This is a genomic window from Siminovitchia thermophila (genome assembly GCF_016909185.1).
In the GTDB taxonomy this organism is placed as follows: Bacteria; Bacillota; Bacilli; order Bacillales; family Bacillaceae_C; genus Siminovitchia; species Siminovitchia thermophila.
Window position 1 is genome coordinate 57,775 of sequence record NZ_JAFBFH010000021.1, and the last position, 16,450, is coordinate 74,224.

Below are 16,450 nucleotides of genomic sequence, written 5' to 3' on the forward strand. Positions count from 1 at the left end.
TCCAGTGAAAGTCGTTACATTCTTGCTTTTGCAGGAAAGATTCGACACAAAATCCCCGCCTTTGGATTTCGTTTCAGAAACGTTAGGCAGACGAAGTATCGTCAAAAGATTGCATTTGCATACTACAGTTTGATATTCACGCTTACGAAAAGAAAAATACCTCTCTTTTGGAAAAGCGTCAATATATAAAGTCGATTGTTTCCTTCGGGATTCATCGGCTTTTTTGTGTTCAGAAAATAATTATAGGGGTGTTGCCATGTAGGAAGATGTCAACAAAATACGTTTTGTTGCGAATGGTTTTGTGTGAAAGTCGAGGATCGCATATTGCGCTGCATCGGCTTTTTTCTTTTTAAAAATAAGTAAAGACAGGGAGATTGATTCAAAATGACTTTCATTATCAAAAGCGAAGCACAGCCAAACGAAAAATCGAACATCATTCAAAAATTGGTGGAATTAAGAAAGACGGTAACTTATCTACAAAAAGATGCACGTGGCGCACAATTTCAGTACGTCAGTTCTGCTTCCGTACTTGGTGCATTACGCGAAAAGATGGATGAACTCGGATTGATGCTGTTTCCGCGTGTAGTAGGTAAAAAGTGCACGGTTACAGTTGATTCAAAAGGCCGGAACAATATTTTTACCGAACTGGACATTGATTTCACTTGGGTCGATCAAGATTCATGGGATCAAGTTGTCGTTCCTTTCTATGCACAAGGAATTGATTTAAGTGGAGAAAAGGGTGTTGGAAAAGCTCTAACATATGCAGAAAAATACTTCTTGCTTAAACAATTCAACATTGCGACCGATCAGGACGACCCTGACAGTTTCCAAAATCGAATTGACCATTCCGTCCCGCGTTATATCAGTAAGGAACAGGTTGCTGAACTTGATGGATTCGCAAAGGAAATCAGTCAGTTACGGAATGTTCCGTACGACAGCGTACTTGGAACGCTGAATGCGAGAAGTCTTGACAAAGTTCCGGTAGAGCAGTATTTCGGAGTGCGTGACCAGTTGCTCATGATGCTGCATGGTGCACGACAGGCTAAGCAAGGTCAAACTGCCCCAAATACGCAGCCTGCTAATCAGGGCAATCCCCAGAATCAACAAGGGGCAAACATGCAACCGGGACAGGAGCAAACAGCACCAGAAGCTAATGTCGTAAAAGGCGCATTCATCGTGCGTAATTATACGATAGATACTAGTCCACAAAAGATTCAGTTTGGAAAGCTAGAAGTTGTAAGAAAAGATTCGGGTGAACCATTAAGTGTTCTTGTAAAGGATAATGAACAATTGATGAATTCCCTAAACGGAGTGGAGCCTAATACAGAGTTACAACTTGTAATGAACGTACAAAATGGGTTCTATTTCCTTCAAAGCTATTTAGGGAATGTAAGTGGCAACGTACAGCAAAACCAAACGGCCCAGCCGGAAACCAATGCTGCACCGCCACAAACGAATGAAAATCCGTTCCATTCTTTCGTGATAAATGGAGTAGAGCGAGGTACTGCATCTGGTAATGTTCCATACGTGAAATTGTTTGCAACTCCTTTTGGTAGCCAAGATGAAATCATTATCATCGCAAATGACTCACAAGTGGTCCAAGCAACGGAAGGATTCCAACAAGGAATGCAGGTTTCCTTGCAGACACGCCAAGAAAATGGATGGACATACCTTGTTGGTGTAGGTGCTCAACATGCTTCCTAAGATTTTGGATGTAGCAGAAGAAAACGGCGTAACAATTAAGCCGAACACCTATGGAAAAAAACAGGTTTTATGTAAATGTCCATTTTGTGAGGAAGACAGTAAACCTGGCAAAGCAAAAAAGTTCTACCTTTCCCTAAACACAGATGAACAGATTTTTCGCTGCTGGTATTGCGGAGAATCCGGTGGTGTCCTTCAATTTGAGGCGAAACTAACGGGTCTGTCATATGAACAGGTAAAGGAAAAACGATTAGGAAAGCTACGGAAACCTTTGCATCCTGCTGAACGTCTTAATCCGAAACAGTTAGATGCAATTGGATGGAGAGAGAAAAAGCGTAAGGATCGCAAGGCGTTTGTAAAAAGCCGGGAAGAGGTGTTTCGTGACTGGCAGGAATATGAGTATACCGAACTTGTCGGATTGTTTGCGGAGTTCACGGTGATCGCATTTCTCGATACACCAAAAGAACGACATGAAGAATTGCTTCGCTATCTCATGGAAAGAACGAAAGCTAAGCAAATTCATATGGGCTTTTCGAGGTTGCTTGAAGAATATGTGAAAGATGAAGCGTTCCGTTCCGATTGGGCAAGGGAAGGCACAGTTCTCGCACGAATGGCATGGAAGGCTTGCTATCAAACACATGATTTTGAACTTGAAAAGATTGTGTTGTATGTTCCTTTCTTTCATTATCAATGGAAAAGGGAACGGGCCAAGCTAAGAAAGAAAGGTTTCAATCAAAATCAGATGGTTATCACGCAATAGGATAGTCCTATTGTGAATCTATAAAACTATAAAATATGAATGGAGAGATTTTATTATGAACACAGTAAACTTGATTGGTAGACTTACAAAAGACCCGGAACTAAAATACACGCCAGCAGGCAAGGCAGTTGTGAATTTCACGCTTGCAATCAATCGCCCGTTCAAAAGTCAGAATGGCGAAAATGAAGCGGATTTCATCATGATTCAGGCTTGGGGCAAGACGGCGGAGAACACAGCAAACTTTCTTAGTAAAGGAAGTCAAGCTGCGGTCGTTGGCAGAATCCAAACTCGCAATTATGAGAATCAGCAAGGACAGCGTGTCTATGTGACGGAAGTGGTAGCAGATTATGTCCAATTCCTCGATCCGAAACAGAACGGTCAAGGACAGCAAAATCAAGGCTACTCCCAACAACAGGGATATAACCAGAATCAACAACAGCAAGGTTATAATCAAAATCAACAGGGCTATAACCAAAATGGTTTCAATCAAAATCAACAAGGATACAATCAAGGCGGTCAGGGTTATAATCAACAGAATCAAGGTTATAATCAACAACAGCCAAACCAAGGACAAGGTTATGGACAAGGTGGTTTCAACCAACCGCCACAAAATGGAGGATTCAATGATCCATTTGCAAATAACGGAACGATTACTGTATCGGATGACGACCTTCCATTTTGAAGACTGCAAGTGTGTGTAATGTGTAAAAAGCATTTAAAGAATTGATTTCATATATGAAAGCCGGACTTCTTAGGGGTTCGGCTTTTCTTTTTTTAAATGGAAGTTTTTAAAAAAATTGGCTATTTGCCAAAGGTGAAGTGAAGGTGAAGAATTATGATTTTCTCCTTTTCTCGTTTGAATTTATATGAAAGCTGCCCGTACCGTTTTTTCAAAAAATATGTATTGGGCTATGAGGAACCGACAACGTTGCCCCTTGCGTTAGGTAAGGCGGTTCATAAGGCGATAGAAGATAAAATCAATGGTGTGCAACATAGAGAAGCCATATTAAACGGTTTGATTGAAGCGGAGTTCCATCCAGAAGTGACAGCAGAAGACGTTTCATTTCTTGTTTCCCGCTCAAATGCCAAACCCGGCATGGGAAAGACAGAAATTCATTTCATATTGCCTTTAGATGATACGGAAGATGCCCCTATGCTGCAAGGATATATTGATCTGGTTTTCAATAAGGGAATGGCTATTACTGACTGGAAAACAAACAGAGTGCCGTACCATGTGTTAGACAACCATCAGGTTGGGCTTTATGCGTGGGCTATGAACAAACTATACCTTGTTCCTTATGTTGTTGGGACGCTGTATTTCCTGCGTTTCAAGAAGAAAAGTAGTCACTGTTTCATGCCTGCGGACATGGAAAAAGCAAGATTATGGGCGCTTGGACTTGCAAATGAAATAAACGAACGAATGGAGCTTTATGGAATGATACCGGAAGAAGCCACGCGCATTTTTCCCTCGAAGCCATCGAGCCATTGCAAGCATTGTCCTTTTGCTAAAGAATGCTTGCGGACATTTGTGACCATTTAAAATTAGAAAGGGATGTGTGTTATATGAAATATCAAAAGGAAGATCCACTATATAAGAACTTGGTGGTTGGGGAATACAAACTTGTATTCCCTGCCAATCTATTGCGAAGGACAAGGGTTCTCGATTACTGGCTATCGGAAACGGTTAACCGTATTGGCTGTCTTGATAACTTTCTGGAAGACTACCAGAATGGCAGGGTGCAAGAAGAAGTGGTCTTGCTCTACGATCGGACAGACGGTGTTGTCAATCCCGTTTCACTTGTCCTACGTCCAAGAGAAGAGGGTGCTTTTATCCAATTAGATTTAGTGTTGCGTTGTGTTAAAGAAGGACATGTCAAAGATCGTGTGTTCAATTTATCACACGATTCAGCAGACGTTATTTTGAATGCCTTTTTCAAGACGTTAAGAGAAATGTCCGAACGTCCCCAAAGATCAAGGAACATTTCGGCTTGATATGCGTCCATTAAGAAGAAGATTTAGACGGAGAAGGAGATTATAAAATGATTCAAACATCAAAAGTAATTTGTCCTATATGTAAAACAACTCAAACAGAAGATATTCATGATTTAGCAATGGATACAGGAGAAATGGAAGGTTCGTTCCCTCATGATTGTGAGAATTGTGGTAAGGAATTTACCGTTGAATTTGTTTACAAGCCTTATGTGAAAATCATTAAGGGATAATGCGAAGAGGAACTTTGTTTTGGAGCAAACTTCAAATAAAAAAGGTGAAAAATCTAAAAAAGAAAGGGTGTAAATAGTGCCGGAATCAGCATTTAAAGGGACAGTAAAAGAAGGATTTGAAAGGCGTTTTACAATTATTAACGAGAAAGATTTTGAAAAATACGTTCCTGATTCTTTGCAAGAAGAATTTGCTGCGGTTTTCAATAATGTGGCTGATTGGATTGAGGAAGGTCGGAAAGAGGATGGAAAAGCTCCTTTTAACAGTTATGTTGTAATTAACCTTGATGAACCGTACATTGACGATATTATCGAGATTATGAAGCGAAATGATCATTGGGGTTAATTCCGTTCCGGTTACTAATTAAAGAACGTAGAGTGTTTTATTCGCTGCGTTCTTTTTCTTGTAAATGAACAAGACACTAAAAGCGAAAGAAAAGGAGGAAGTAAATTGAACAAAGTTCAAGTTGAGGATATGGAACACGCATTAAGAAATGGCAATAGATTTTATGCGGAAGCTGATAACAAAGACTGGAACGAATTAGTTGATAGAGGTTTTGCTTCAAAACATCCAGGTTGGGAAAATGACATGGCTTATTTCCGAGTAACAAGCGAAGGTGAAAAAGCATTGAAACTTACCGATTATCAACTAGGTAAACTTAAACACGCATTTGGTTTGGATTATTCAAAAAAGCCATATAGGAACTATTATCATTGCAATAAAAACAATGATGAATGGGAAGATATGTGCATTAAAGGGTATGCAACAAAAAGAATTTACAAAGAAGATGAAATTGTATATTTCGGAACATTGAAGGGTCTTAGAGAAGTGTTTCGTCGTAATGTTTCTCAAAAATATTTCGAAGCTATTAATGCATAGTTCGAATAGAAAGTGAAAATAGAGTTCTTAAAATAAGATAGACCCAGTTATATGGTTGGCACGCTGCGAAAGTGGCGTGTTTTTCTTTTGGAAGGAAACCTATTTGGTTAAGCAGCGTCCTTAATAAAAAGCGGCACTTATGGAGAAAGGGCGAGGGAAATGGAGAGAAAAGCTCTCTTAAAGAAATTAAAGTGGCAGTTTATGGGGGTTGTAATATCGGGTGCATTATTTCTTTTATTTTTCGTCTGGGGCTTGATTATAAGTAATGCTCAATAAATACAAATTGTGAGGGGGATAGATAAAAATGCTTACAAAAATAGCAATCTGGTATTTAAGAAAAACAAAAAAGTCAGTGTTGATTGGTTTTGAAATAAAGAATGGATATTTGAGGTCATTAAATAGTAACACTTTAACTTATGACAACAAGTTTTTAAATATAGACTATAGAACTTGTGACGATGAACCGTTAATGTTACCAGAAGGAAAGTTTTTGATTTCTCGTAAGGATAAGCTTAGAAAGAATAAGACTATGCATTAAGAAAAAACAGGGGGAGTGCGCTCCCCTAACAAATTTCACGAATTAATTCGATTGAATTGTTTTTAGGTGAATTAACAAGATCAGACACTCTGTATGCTTCCATTAAATTTTCAGGTAAAGGTACTAATAGGTGATTTAAATAATCTGTATCTTTAATTGTTTTATCAAGCCAAATTGATTCGTCTTCGGGCTTTAAGATAACTGGCATTCGATCATGAATGTTCTTAACAAGTTTATTTGGTTTTGTAGTAATTACCGTACAGGAATGGATCGGCTCACCAGATGGAGATTGCCAAGTATCCCAAAGTCCGGCCATAGCAAATAAATGGTTTGATTTTAGTTTAATAACATAGGTGTTTTTGTTTTATCGTCATGGCGTTTCCACTCATAAAAACTATCTGCAAGGATTAGGCAGCGTTTGTTTTTGTATGCATTTCTGTAGCTCGGCTTTTCTGTTAAAGTTTCCGCACGGGCATTAATCATTTTATATCCTATCTTAGCATCTTTAGCCCAAGAGGGAATCAGCCCCCATCGCAAATAGCCAAGTCTATTCTTAGATCCATCATGAACTACGGCTAACACCGATTGTGAAGGTGCAACATTGTAGTTAGGATTGTATAAGCTTTCATCAATCATCTGCTCTATATCAAAGCGATCTATGATTTCATCAAACGAAGCTGTAAGAGTGAATCTACCGCACATAAAAATCACCTCTACAAATTTTGTATATTGTATCAAAGTTAATCAGAAATTCAAAATTTCATACACTTAAAAAGGAGTGACTTGTTTTGTTTCATTTGTTCTCTGTTTTATTGGTCTGTGGAGTGGTTTTGATTGGATTAGGTCTGACTTTCAACAAAGCTACACGTATTGCGAGCTATTTTGTATCCGTAGGTTTGATGTTAGTCTTTGTCAATGCAGGGCTCTTAATCTTTGAGTATGAAAATCAGATAGAAGAAAATAAACAAGAGTTTATTGTAGCAGAAGCGAATCGTAAATATGCCACATCAGATGCTTATGTAACAGAAAAAATTAATGATAAGAAATTCGAAGTCGTAGCAGGAAATAAAATTTACCATGCCTATATTAGCGAGAGAGAAAATTCAAATGTGAAGTTTTTGGAAGTAGGGACTTTTAAAGAGCAAAAGGATTGAGGTTGCACGTTGCTAAGGTAGCGTGTTTTTGTTGGAAAGAAACCTTCTTCGGTAGGTATCGTCCTATTAGAAAATTAAAAATGAGAGAAAAGAGGAAGGGAGAAAAAGATATGACGCCTTTGGAACAATACAATTCAGAAAGTAAAAAAGTAACTAGGATGTTTTATTTAATTTCAATTTTTTTAATTTTGGTTCTCCTGTTAATATTCATCTTGAATTTGAACGGAGTTATAGGTGAATTAATGTTTTGGATTCTTGTGAGCACAACTGCGGGTATATATATTTGGTTTTTTTCTAAACGGGTGACTCTATTAAATCATGCTTATGAAAATCTAAAGTCTTTTCAAATGATTTTAGTACAAACGGAAATGGAGAAATATACTAAAAGTCAAAGCACCTTCCTCCTACGATCCACAGAAATGAAGAATTTTAGAAAGTATAAATTCTTTGATAATGAAGCAGAAATGTTTTACGAAGTTTGGTTGGATTTACGAGATAATTCCTTTGCACAGATCATTCGATATAAAGGGCAAATTCTTCAATTAAGAAAGGAGGAACAAGTCTCGTGAATATAAAAAAATTGTTAGGATTCCAAGAATATCAAGTGGAAATCCGTTGGGAGAAAACCGGTGAGAAACAAGTCGTATATATCAAGGCAAGAAATGATATTCATGCTGTCATCAAAATAAGCAAAAAATACGATGTTGTTGGTAAAGCCAGGATGGTTGTAAAGGAAATGAAAACTAAAAGGAGCAAAAATATATGAACCTGAAAAACAACTTTGATTTGTATGAAATCAAATGGAGAGGGAATTTGATTAGATATTTAGGGATGCAATTTCTTTGTCTTTTAGTCATAGCGTTTATAGTAGTCGTATGGGCGTTCGAGGGGGTAGTAACCTCTAAATCTTTTAATATCTATGTTGTGCTTGCTTCTGTTTTTATCTTTGGCGGTTTGTTCATCTACCTCGAACACCAAAAAGAAAAAAGGAATAAAGCTCTAAAGGAAACTTTTCTCGAAGAGATACAGGATGCTGTAAAAATGGAGATTGTAAGTTTGTATGAAGAAGATAGAGAGTTCTTGGAAAATGTTTTGTCGTTGGATTCGCTGCCGGAAACTCTTCATATGGTAAGTCATAAAACAAATTCAATGTACATCTGCTTTATTAAAAGGGATTCAGGTGACGTCACAATAAGGAAGGTAGCTACTTTCATATCCCCTGCATAACATGAAGACATCGGAGGGTAAACAATAACAACCAGCCCCTTCCTAAAACTCTTGTAATTTCTATGCCCATTTGTTACACTCTATGTATATAATTATTTGAAAGCTACACAATTAGTAGAAGTCGTCATACCTTGGTATTTCTTTTCTAAGGAGATTCGGCATAAATTCCGTACCCTGACATTTTCGTTTGAGAAAAGCAGGATTGACGTTCATCGTCAAAGTTTGCATGTTTGCACAATACCTAAGTTGTTATTTGCGCCTTTGTGCTCAAATAGATAAAAAGTCGATTGTTCTTTCACTCGCCAGAACAGTCGGCTTTTTTGTGTTTAAAAATTAACAGGAAAGGTTGTGATGAAATGACTAGAATGGAAGATTTCTTCTATTCAACAACAGGAAGATTCGCAGTATCGTTAGCACTTATCGCGTTTGTGTTCGTCGTTATCTTCGCGTGGTGGGGTATGTTCGGCGAAAGAGCTTCTGTAACGTTCGATATGCTTTTACGGCGTAGCTTCGGCAACGATCCGATCATAATGAAAATCGAAAGAATGATGTCCGATTTCAAATAAAAATAAAAAGGAGTGGTTCATTATGCCAACTATAAAAAGAAATGCGTTTCAAACGCTAACAGAGGATCGTTCCTATCTTTGTCTAAAAACGCCTGTCACCAACAAGCGTTTTTTTGTTGCTATCGAAAGCGGTACGTTTTACCGTATTGACGGTAATTCGTTGGTCATGACCGCAATTTCCCATCAGCAGTTCTTGCATCTATGCGTAGGAATTGCGAATGGCATGTACAAAGTCGAAGGCACGGGGCAATACGGAGAGTCCATTTTTAATAATAAAAAACAGAAAGAGGTTATTTAACATGGAAGCAGTAAACATCACAAACCAACAGACAATGACATTAGAGGAAGCTGTAAAACTTGCAAATGAAATTGAGCGCATCGAAGCAGCAGCAAAGCAAATGAAAGCTGATCTGCGCAAATACGTTGAGCAAAATGGTCCAGTTGAAACAGCAGACACAATCTGGAATGTTAACGAAGCGGTGTCATACAAGTTTGATGCGAGACAACTAAAAGAGGTCGCACAACACATCGCCCTTGGTGGGGACAATCCCTGGGACTATCTTGGGATCACTGCTTCCAATCTAAAAAAACTCGAATGGGATGAAGCGTTTCTTGCCAAACTCGGCCAGAAGACCGTTACGAAACGGTTCGTTTCTCGGAAAAAATGATGGGAGTGATTCCAATGTTTGTGAATCAAAAAATCCAAAAAACGCCTATCTATTTAGTGGATAAGGAAAAGAAGGAGAGTAACGGGCATTTTGTCCAACCTCTCCTTTTGATTGAAATGAGCGGCATTGCCGGCTTATACAATCCGGTATCCAAATATATTGGAGTTGTCTGTACTACAAGGAAAGAGTTGGAGCAACGCCTTTTGAGCAAAAATCTGCACATCAAAGCCATTCCTGAAGAACAATATCGGTTCTGTAACTCGTGTAGTGAGTTCATGCAGGAAGGATACTATTTCGAAACAGATGACAGTACCTATTGCTCACGCGATTGCGTAGATAAGAAAGTCGGTTGGAAGAAATACTTGCACTTGTACAATTCGGGTTTAGCTTTTTGGACGACTTGGTACAATGCGTGATTTCTATATAAAAATCAAAAGGGAGAGAATGAAATGAGCATTATCGAAATGAAACAAAAACAATTGAAAGAAGTAAGAGAGCTTTATCACGATTGGCAATATGCGTTGCTTGATCCGTCCTATCAAGAGGAATTTAATGAAAATCCAAGCGAAACGCCTTGCCTTCATGCATTGGAAGCTGCCTATGCGGTGAAAGTAGCAACGTTGCTTGATTTGCAGTTTGTCACTAAGGAAGAAATTGCAAATATTGAAATGAAGGTTGACGAGGGATTTAAAAAGAATATTGAAACTTATCGCCTGCAACAATTCTTGATCGAAGTAAAAGGTGAAGATGAAGAAGCAGAACAATACAAAATCATCCGGTTTGACGAACCATATGTTAATGATCATGAAGCTGTTAATGAAGCAGTTCAAAACTTTATCGAAAAGAAATACATTCATAACGGCAAATTTATTCAAGGCATGATCGCGTCTGGAAGAAGACAAGCCGTTGAGGAAGTATCTGTTCGCGTAGTGGAGGTTCAGCGTATTAAGCCGATGGAAACAAAATAAAAAATGAACGGAGAGCGTCGTGCGTTTAGCAGGCGTTCTTTTTCTATCTATATGAAATCCAAATAAAAATAAGAAAGAGGTTTCGTTATGTCTACTTATGCATGTTCCGATATTCACGGGCAATTCGATGCGTGGTTGGATGCACTTGTGAAAAGTAATATTGATTTATCGTCAGGTGATGAATTGATAATCCTCGGTGATTTGATTGATAGGGGAGAAGATAGTTTAGCTTGTGTCGAAATGGCTTTTGAACTGATGGATCGCTATCCACGTCAAGTTACTTACCTTATGGGGAATCATGAGAAGATGTTTTTGGACTTCGTAACAACTAATCCTGAATCTCCCAATGGTTATATCGACATGATGATAACCGGTTCGCATTGGTTTCAAAACGGAGGCTTTGCAACGGCATCTTCTTTTCTAAATGAAGTAGGATTGGAACGCGATAATTTTTACGCTGTTCGTTCTTCATTAATAGAAAAACAACCTGATTTAATCAAACGTTTGATCAAGCTCCCTTATTACAAAGTAGACGAAGAACTTAACTGTGTCTATGTTCATGCAGGTTTTCGTTCTAATAGACGATTAGAAGATCAATATAAAGAAGATATGCTATGGATTCGGGAAGCCTTTTTTAAATCGTTTATACCTGTAAAAGGTGATGTTTTGGAAGGAAAACTTATTGTACACGGCCACACGCCTGTTCAGTACATGCCTGATTATCAAGGTGAAGGTTTCTATCAAGGAAAACACCATATCGGTATAGACGGCGGTGCTGCGGCCGGAAACAGCGTCTTGGTTGTCAAAATGGATGATCTTTCTTATGTGGAAGAGAAAATAGAAATGAAAGAGGTTTTGTAAATGCGGACAGTTGTTAGTTATGAGTCTATAAATAAAGAAAAAGTCAAAAATAAAGAGAGCCGATTATTTGAAGGCTTATATCCGCAACTTGCGGTCTTGTTCGTTTCAATCGCCCTTGTTGCATTCGTCGTACTTCGTTTGTTTCGTTGGGGATTGTACAACTTCCTTCATTTGATCGGTGTTGTTCAATAAGACCAAAATAGTGAACGCCTTCCTTTCTCATTGAGAATAGGAGGGCTTTTTTTGTGCATAGAACTTTTTTAGAAAATGATAGAAAGCAGGGGAACCTATTCTATTGTCCGGCGTTCTATTTGTGAAATGGAAAAATTAAAAAAACAAGGAAAGGTAGGATAACATGAATAGGTTTTCCATTATTAGGTTAATAGCCATTGGAGTAATAGCTTTTACAATGTTTACAGGGGGAACAGTAAAAGAGGTATTAGCAAGTTATTCCACAGAAGGTTATTTATCTATTGATGAATTATATAAGAAACAATCAAACTCATATAATATGATTCATTTTGCACTCTCTTCTAATGATCCAATCGGCTACTTTGATACTAATGAAATGGATTATTTGGATGTTGGCTACTTGATTAATAATCTCATAAAGATTGATCCTAACCGCTTTTACATTAAAGATTGGATTGTTTATAGTTCCGGTAAAATTGAATTCAATTATGTTGAAACGTTAGAAAATATAAGAGAAAAAAATGAATTGTTAAATAAAAAGGTTGATAAGATTCTTAAAGAAATTATCAAACCTACCTATACTGATTTCGATAAAGTGAAGGCAGTTCATGATTATCTTGTATTGAATACGGCTTATGATTACGAAAACTATCGAAACGGAACTATATCTAATGATTCTTATACGGCGTATGGTGCTTTGGTACTTGGTGTAGCGGTTTGTGATGGCTATACAAGAGCTGCAAATTTGTTATTGGATCGACTAGACATAGAATCTATTTATGTTCACGGTTCTATTTCCGAAGGTCTACATTCTTGGAATATGGTGAAATTGGATGGAAGTTATTTTCATATGGATGTCACTTGGGACGACCCTGCACCCGACAAAAAGGGTTATGTGAGTTACAAATACTTTTTGGTGAATTCTGAAGAGTTAGCGAAAGATCATACTTGGAATCAACAAGAATACCCCGTTTCTGATAATAGAAAATATCTAAAAGACCCAAGAAGGTAAAAAAAGGAGACAGTGGAATCCATTCTTTTGTCCGGCGTTCCTATTAGTTTAGTGAATCAAGCAATCAAAAAAAAGTTTGCTAAGATTGGGAACCTCTTTCTGTATCAGGCGTTCCTATTATCGAATCCAATTAATTAGGGGGTAAGGTTCTTGGAAACTATGAATTAGATTTTGTTCGGGTTGTTGCTTTTGCCACGGACAGAACAAAAAACATATCACAAGGGAGAATGAAGACATGACAAAGAAAAAAATGATCCTTTCCAAACAAATGATGACAGCAATTACGGCGACAGCTGCTATTCCGGCTATCGCGATCGGAGCGACAGTTGCTAATGCAGATGAACTGGAGGATGTGGTGGATGATACGCCAGTAGTGGATGAAACAGGTGACGTAGAACAAACGCCTGAAATCGGAGAAACAGGCGAAAGTGAAGCAGAACAAACGCCGGGCGCGGAAGAGGTTAATGACGGTGGAGAAAACGATGAAACAGATCACAGTGATAATGACAAGGAAAATGTTGATTCTGGCGAGGATGACCGTGAATTACCTTCTTTTCCCGAAAAACCTGAAGACTATGACAAACTTCTAAATGAAGCTGTTAACGCTTTTAACGATGCTGTGAACAATCCAACTCCAGAAAACATTCAAGCAGCGCGGGATGCTCATAACAAATTAAAGGAAATCGGCGTTACATTGCCGGAATTTGACAATATGCTCGATGATTTAGAGAAAGATCCGGGTCAACTTGAACCATCCGAACCCTACGAAGAAATGCAATCTCTGATTGACGATGTAGTGGATAAAATGAATGCAACTCATCAAAATCCAACAAAAGAAAATATCCGTTCTGCACGGGAAGCGATTGAAGAATTACGAGCAGCCGGATTCCCTGAAGGCAATCTTCAAGATTTGATTGATCAACTTGATCAATACGAAAGGAATTTGGAGCCGGAACAACCATCTGAACCGGAACAACCTATAATGCCTGGCGACGGGGAAGGCGACGGCGATGATGCGGATGAAAAGGAAAATCCAACTACACCGGAGCAACCGAATGAGCCTGAACAGCCGACAAACCCACCTTCTAGTGGTGATGGGGATGACGATGACGGTAAAGGTGAAGAAGGAGACAATGACAATACCGATGGTGAAACTCCATCCGAAGGTGAAGAACCAACAGAACCGGAAGAACCGGAAAAACCAACAGAACCAGAAGAGCCAACAGAGCCAGATCAACCAACGACTCCACCTTCAAATGGCAATGAAGATGGCAAAGACACTTGGATTCCAACGCCTGACAAGCCTTCTACAGAAGAGAAACCATCCGAGCCTGAAAAGGAACCGTCCACGGATAACGAACCAACTGACGAAACAGAATTGGACAAGGACGATACAACAGATGAAAGTAACATTTTCCTAACGGAAGACAAAATCGAAATCACAAGTTCTTCTGCTGTTAGTGTCAAGCCAACCAAGAATGGAACGATTGTTGTAACATTCGATGAAGTGACGAACGACAATATGGCGACAATTGCACTGCCACTTGATGTTCTTGGTGACGGAAAGGTCATCAAACTCAAAACAGAAAAAGGTATTGAAGCCGTGCCATATACCATCTTAGACGGAAGGATCATCTTGACGCTTCACAAGAGCGGGGAATTGATTTTCGTCGATCCGATTGTCAATATCAAGGACATTGAAGGCAACCAATACAAGGACTACATCCAGAAACTTGCAGAACGCGGCATTGTTGATGGGGAACAAGATTCCTTTAAGCCGAATGCCAAGTTAAATCGCTTGGAGTTTGCAACGATGGTCGGGAAATCTCTCGGCATTAACGAATCGACAAACAATCAATACTCTGACGTTGCAGACGGATACGTGAACGCCCTTACGGAACTTGGTGTACTACAAGGAAAGGGTGACGGCTCGTTCGATGCAGACGGCTCCCTGACACGCCAACAGGCATTCACAATGATGGGTCGCTTGCTTGAATCGAAAGGATTCGAAGTAGATGCTAACCAAACCAACCTATCGAAATTTAAAGATGCTAATGGTGTTTCCGATTACGCGAAACCATACATCGATTTGCTAATCTCATTAGACATCATTGGCGGTGACAATGGCAACATTAAAGGAAATGAAGCCATCACAAAAGGTCAAATGGCAAAAATCCTTAGCCGCACGCTTGAACGTTTAAGCCTGCTATAAGAATTACAAAAACCCGGTAAGCGAAAAAAACTGCTTGCCGGTTTTTTTGTTGGTTGAATGATTAAAAAATGTGTTAAACATTCTCTTAACAAAAGTATTAATTGTTTGTACTAATTGATTTCTTTGTCCTTCTTATCTCTTTTTATAGATGAAAGGCGACATCGCGAAATAAAGTTGTTGTCTTCAAATCATATTAAAAAGGAGAGACTACAATGGGTGTATTTGAACGTGCTTTAGAAGGAAAGGACTTAGATTTATTGGTCCAAGAATTTATGGAACGTCCTGATTTTAACAAAGCGATCAATCAGGTGAAAGAGGACAGGAGAATTAACCCGAGTAAATTTGTTGAGTCAAAGGGTTTTGAAGTAATCACGAAGGTTGATTCGGAGCAGGAAGAAGTAACAATTCAGGAACTCACTCTTTATTTAAAGTATGAGGATGATGTGCTAATCCGAATGACACAGCTCAAAGCTGAAAGTGCCGATCAAAAGGAAAGAAGTTTTTTCTCTGTTAACGTTGAAGTCAAAAAGGATGCGGACAATCAAAAAGTAATTGAAAAGTTTTCAATTGATGATGGGGAATTTACTTTTTCTGATACTTTTGAAGTCGGAGAAGTAGACACATTTGCGATTCCAACGTATCTTGAAGTTCCACACGATTCAGATGATGTTTCCATCATGGCGTCACCTGTTCCATGTTTTAATTGGGATGGAAGCGGAACATGTTGTAAATTCCGTTATAATGGATTACCGTGGAATCCACTCGTAACATATAAATGGTGTGGAGCGAATTGCGGTAATGGTTGCGGCAGCACTCCAACCCCGGTAAACGCATTGGATCGTTGCTGTAAGTCGCACGACTGCTGCTATGTGAATAACAAGTCATATCCTGCACGTTGTTCATGCGATAGAACCCTCATCAATTGTGCTCGTGGGACCGATAACGCCGGAAGCGACCGGGTTGTCGTAGCATTCCAAGCGAAAATGTTAGCTTTCAGATGTTAAAAAAGTAGGGCATGACAATTCGTGCCCTACTTTTCTTTTCTGGTTGTGAATTGATTCAATTAAGGGTTGTCATTCAACATGAAACCTATCCCCATTAGAATAGGAACTAATACAGCAAACAAAATAATAATCACTGGCAATAATATACCGATGTATTTTTTTATGCCTTCCTCTTTTTTTCTTATAGCCAAAGTGCTTGTTACAACCCCCAAACCCAAAAGGACGATTGCTGATAGTAACATGATTTGTAAGCCAATCACGATCATTCCTTGAGGTTCATTTGGAGAAATCAGGTATGAAGCAACAAGAAGTAAAGAACCTGCAACACTGAACAATATAGACCAATATCCGTATGATTTATTTGAAGTCATCTTTTTCCCTCCATTATCCTACATAGACTCTCGGCATTCGCCGAGTTAGATGGGTCAAAGGATCTCTTGACCCAACTGTTTGATTCCCCTCCTACTTTGTAGGAGTTTTTTATTTTG

23 protein-coding genes and 1 pseudogene are annotated in these 16,450 nt (G+C 38.7%); 22 read left to right on the plus strand and 2 right to left on the minus strand.

Annotation, left to right across the window (positions count from 1 at the left end; translation table 11 throughout):
- Nucleotides 1-384: 384 nt before the first annotated feature.
- The 9 genes from JOC94_RS14495 (at nt 385) to JOC94_RS14535 (ending at nt 6,098) form a co-directional block, all read left to right on the plus strand.
- A complete protein-coding gene (locus JOC94_RS14495) occupies nt 385-1,704 on the plus strand; it encodes an ERF family protein (protein WP_205179735.1) in 1,320 nt (439 codons plus the stop codon).
- On the plus strand, nt 1,694-2,461 hold the full coding sequence (locus JOC94_RS14500; protein ID WP_205179737.1) for a hypothetical protein: 768 nt from the start codon (nt 1,694-1,696) through the stop codon (nt 2,459-2,461). Before JOC94_RS14495 ends, JOC94_RS14500 begins: the two co-directional genes overlap by 11 nt.
- A 52-nt stretch (nt 2,462-2,513) precedes the next feature.
- Nucleotides 2,514-3,143, plus strand: a complete 630-nt coding sequence (locus tag JOC94_RS14505; RefSeq protein ID WP_205179769.1) for a single-stranded DNA-binding protein — start codon at nt 2,514-2,516, stop codon at nt 3,141-3,143.
- 153 nt (nt 3,144-3,296) lie between these two features.
- Nucleotides 3,297-4,001 (plus strand): RecB family exonuclease, encoded by a 705-nt coding sequence (locus JOC94_RS14510; protein ID WP_205179739.1) that lies wholly within the window; start codon nt 3,297-3,299, stop codon nt 3,999-4,001.
- A 23-nt stretch (nt 4,002-4,024) separates the two neighbouring features.
- Nucleotides 4,025-4,453 carry a hypothetical protein gene (locus JOC94_RS14515; protein WP_205179740.1) on the plus strand — a complete coding sequence of 143 codons (429 nt, stop codon included), beginning with the start codon at nt 4,025-4,027 and terminating at the stop codon, nt 4,451-4,453.
- A 47-nt stretch (nt 4,454-4,500) separates the two neighbouring features.
- Nucleotides 4,501-4,683 (plus strand): hypothetical protein, encoded by a 183-nt coding sequence (locus JOC94_RS14520; protein ID WP_205179742.1) that lies wholly within the window; start codon nt 4,501-4,503, stop codon nt 4,681-4,683.
- 76 nt (nt 4,684-4,759) lie between these two features.
- Nucleotides 4,760-5,026, plus strand: coding sequence for a hypothetical protein (locus JOC94_RS14525; protein WP_205179744.1), 267 nt, complete (start codon nt 4,760-4,762; stop codon nt 5,024-5,026).
- Nucleotides 5,027-5,131: 105 nt separating this feature from the next.
- On the plus strand, nt 5,132-5,560 hold the full coding sequence (locus tag JOC94_RS14530) for a hypothetical protein (RefSeq protein WP_205179746.1): 429 nt from the start codon (nt 5,132-5,134) through the stop codon (nt 5,558-5,560).
- Between the two features lie 304 nt (nt 5,561-5,864).
- Complete coding sequence (locus JOC94_RS14535) at nt 5,865-6,098, plus strand: hypothetical protein (protein ID WP_205179749.1); 234 nt, start codon at nt 5,865-5,867, stop codon at nt 6,096-6,098.
- Nucleotides 6,099-6,123: 25 nt separating this feature from the next.
- Here the strand turns inward: JOC94_RS14535 and JOC94_RS14540 are convergent.
- Nucleotides 6,124-6,800: pseudogene (locus tag JOC94_RS14540) on the minus strand (SOS response-associated peptidase).
- A gap of 86 nt (nt 6,801-6,886) precedes the next feature.
- Between JOC94_RS14540 and JOC94_RS14545 the strand changes: the two are divergent.
- The 13 genes from JOC94_RS14545 (at nt 6,887) to JOC94_RS14605 (ending at nt 15,962) form a co-directional block, all read left to right on the plus strand.
- Nucleotides 6,887-7,252, plus strand: a complete 366-nt coding sequence (locus JOC94_RS14545; protein ID WP_205179751.1) for a hypothetical protein — start codon at nt 6,887-6,889, stop codon at nt 7,250-7,252.
- 2 nt (nt 7,253-7,254) lie between these two features.
- Nucleotides 7,255-7,821: a hypothetical protein gene (locus tag JOC94_RS14550; RefSeq protein ID WP_205179753.1), complete on the plus strand. Its 567-nt coding sequence runs from the start codon at nt 7,255-7,257 to the stop codon at nt 7,819-7,821.
- Entirely contained in the window at nt 7,818-8,018 is a 201-nt protein-coding gene (locus tag JOC94_RS14555; RefSeq protein WP_205179755.1) for a hypothetical protein, read from the plus strand. Before JOC94_RS14550 ends, JOC94_RS14555 begins: the two co-directional genes overlap by 4 nt.
- Nucleotides 8,015-8,479: a hypothetical protein gene (locus JOC94_RS14560; protein ID WP_120117178.1), complete on the plus strand. Its 465-nt coding sequence runs from the start codon at nt 8,015-8,017 to the stop codon at nt 8,477-8,479. Before JOC94_RS14555 ends, JOC94_RS14560 begins: the two co-directional genes overlap by 4 nt.
- Nucleotides 8,480-9,067: 588 nt before the next feature.
- The gene (locus JOC94_RS14565) at nt 9,068-9,343 is read left to right on the plus strand and encodes a hypothetical protein (protein ID WP_120117180.1); all 276 of its coding nucleotides are present in this window, start codon (nt 9,068-9,070) and stop codon (nt 9,341-9,343) included.
- A 1-nt stretch (nt 9,344) separates the two neighbouring features.
- Nucleotides 9,345-9,713: a hypothetical protein gene (locus JOC94_RS14570; protein ID WP_205179757.1), complete on the plus strand. Its 369-nt coding sequence runs from the start codon at nt 9,345-9,347 to the stop codon at nt 9,711-9,713.
- Between the two features lie 14 nt (nt 9,714-9,727).
- Nucleotides 9,728-10,129: a hypothetical protein gene (locus JOC94_RS14575; RefSeq protein ID WP_120117182.1), complete on the plus strand. Its 402-nt coding sequence runs from the start codon at nt 9,728-9,730 to the stop codon at nt 10,127-10,129.
- Between the two features lie 33 nt (nt 10,130-10,162).
- Nucleotides 10,163-10,681 carry a hypothetical protein gene (locus JOC94_RS14580; RefSeq protein ID WP_120117183.1) on the plus strand — a complete coding sequence of 173 codons (519 nt, stop codon included), beginning with the start codon at nt 10,163-10,165 and terminating at the stop codon, nt 10,679-10,681.
- A gap of 87 nt (nt 10,682-10,768) precedes the next feature.
- Entirely contained in the window at nt 10,769-11,542 is a 774-nt protein-coding gene (locus JOC94_RS14585; RefSeq protein ID WP_120117184.1) for a metallophosphoesterase family protein, read from the plus strand.
- Complete coding sequence (locus tag JOC94_RS14590; RefSeq protein ID WP_205179759.1) at nt 11,543-11,734, plus strand: hypothetical protein; 192 nt, start codon at nt 11,543-11,545, stop codon at nt 11,732-11,734. It begins immediately after the preceding gene.
- A 163-nt stretch (nt 11,735-11,897) separates the two neighbouring features.
- Complete coding sequence (locus tag JOC94_RS14595; protein ID WP_205179761.1) at nt 11,898-12,746, plus strand: transglutaminase domain-containing protein; 849 nt, start codon at nt 11,898-11,900, stop codon at nt 12,744-12,746.
- A gap of 235 nt (nt 12,747-12,981) precedes the next feature.
- Nucleotides 12,982-14,958: an S-layer homology domain-containing protein gene (locus tag JOC94_RS23230; protein ID WP_205179763.1), complete on the plus strand. Its 1,977-nt coding sequence runs from the start codon at nt 12,982-12,984 to the stop codon at nt 14,956-14,958.
- Nucleotides 14,959-15,170: 212 nt separating this feature from the next.
- Nucleotides 15,171-15,962, plus strand: a complete 792-nt coding sequence (locus JOC94_RS14605) for a hypothetical protein (RefSeq protein ID WP_205179765.1) — start codon at nt 15,171-15,173, stop codon at nt 15,960-15,962.
- Between the two features lie 59 nt (nt 15,963-16,021).
- Here JOC94_RS14605 and JOC94_RS14610 read toward each other — a convergent pair whose 3' ends face one another.
- Nucleotides 16,022-16,333, minus strand: coding sequence for a hypothetical protein (locus tag JOC94_RS14610; protein WP_120117188.1), 312 nt, complete (start codon nt 16,331-16,333; stop codon nt 16,022-16,024).
- Nucleotides 16,334-16,450: the final 117 nt, after the last annotated feature.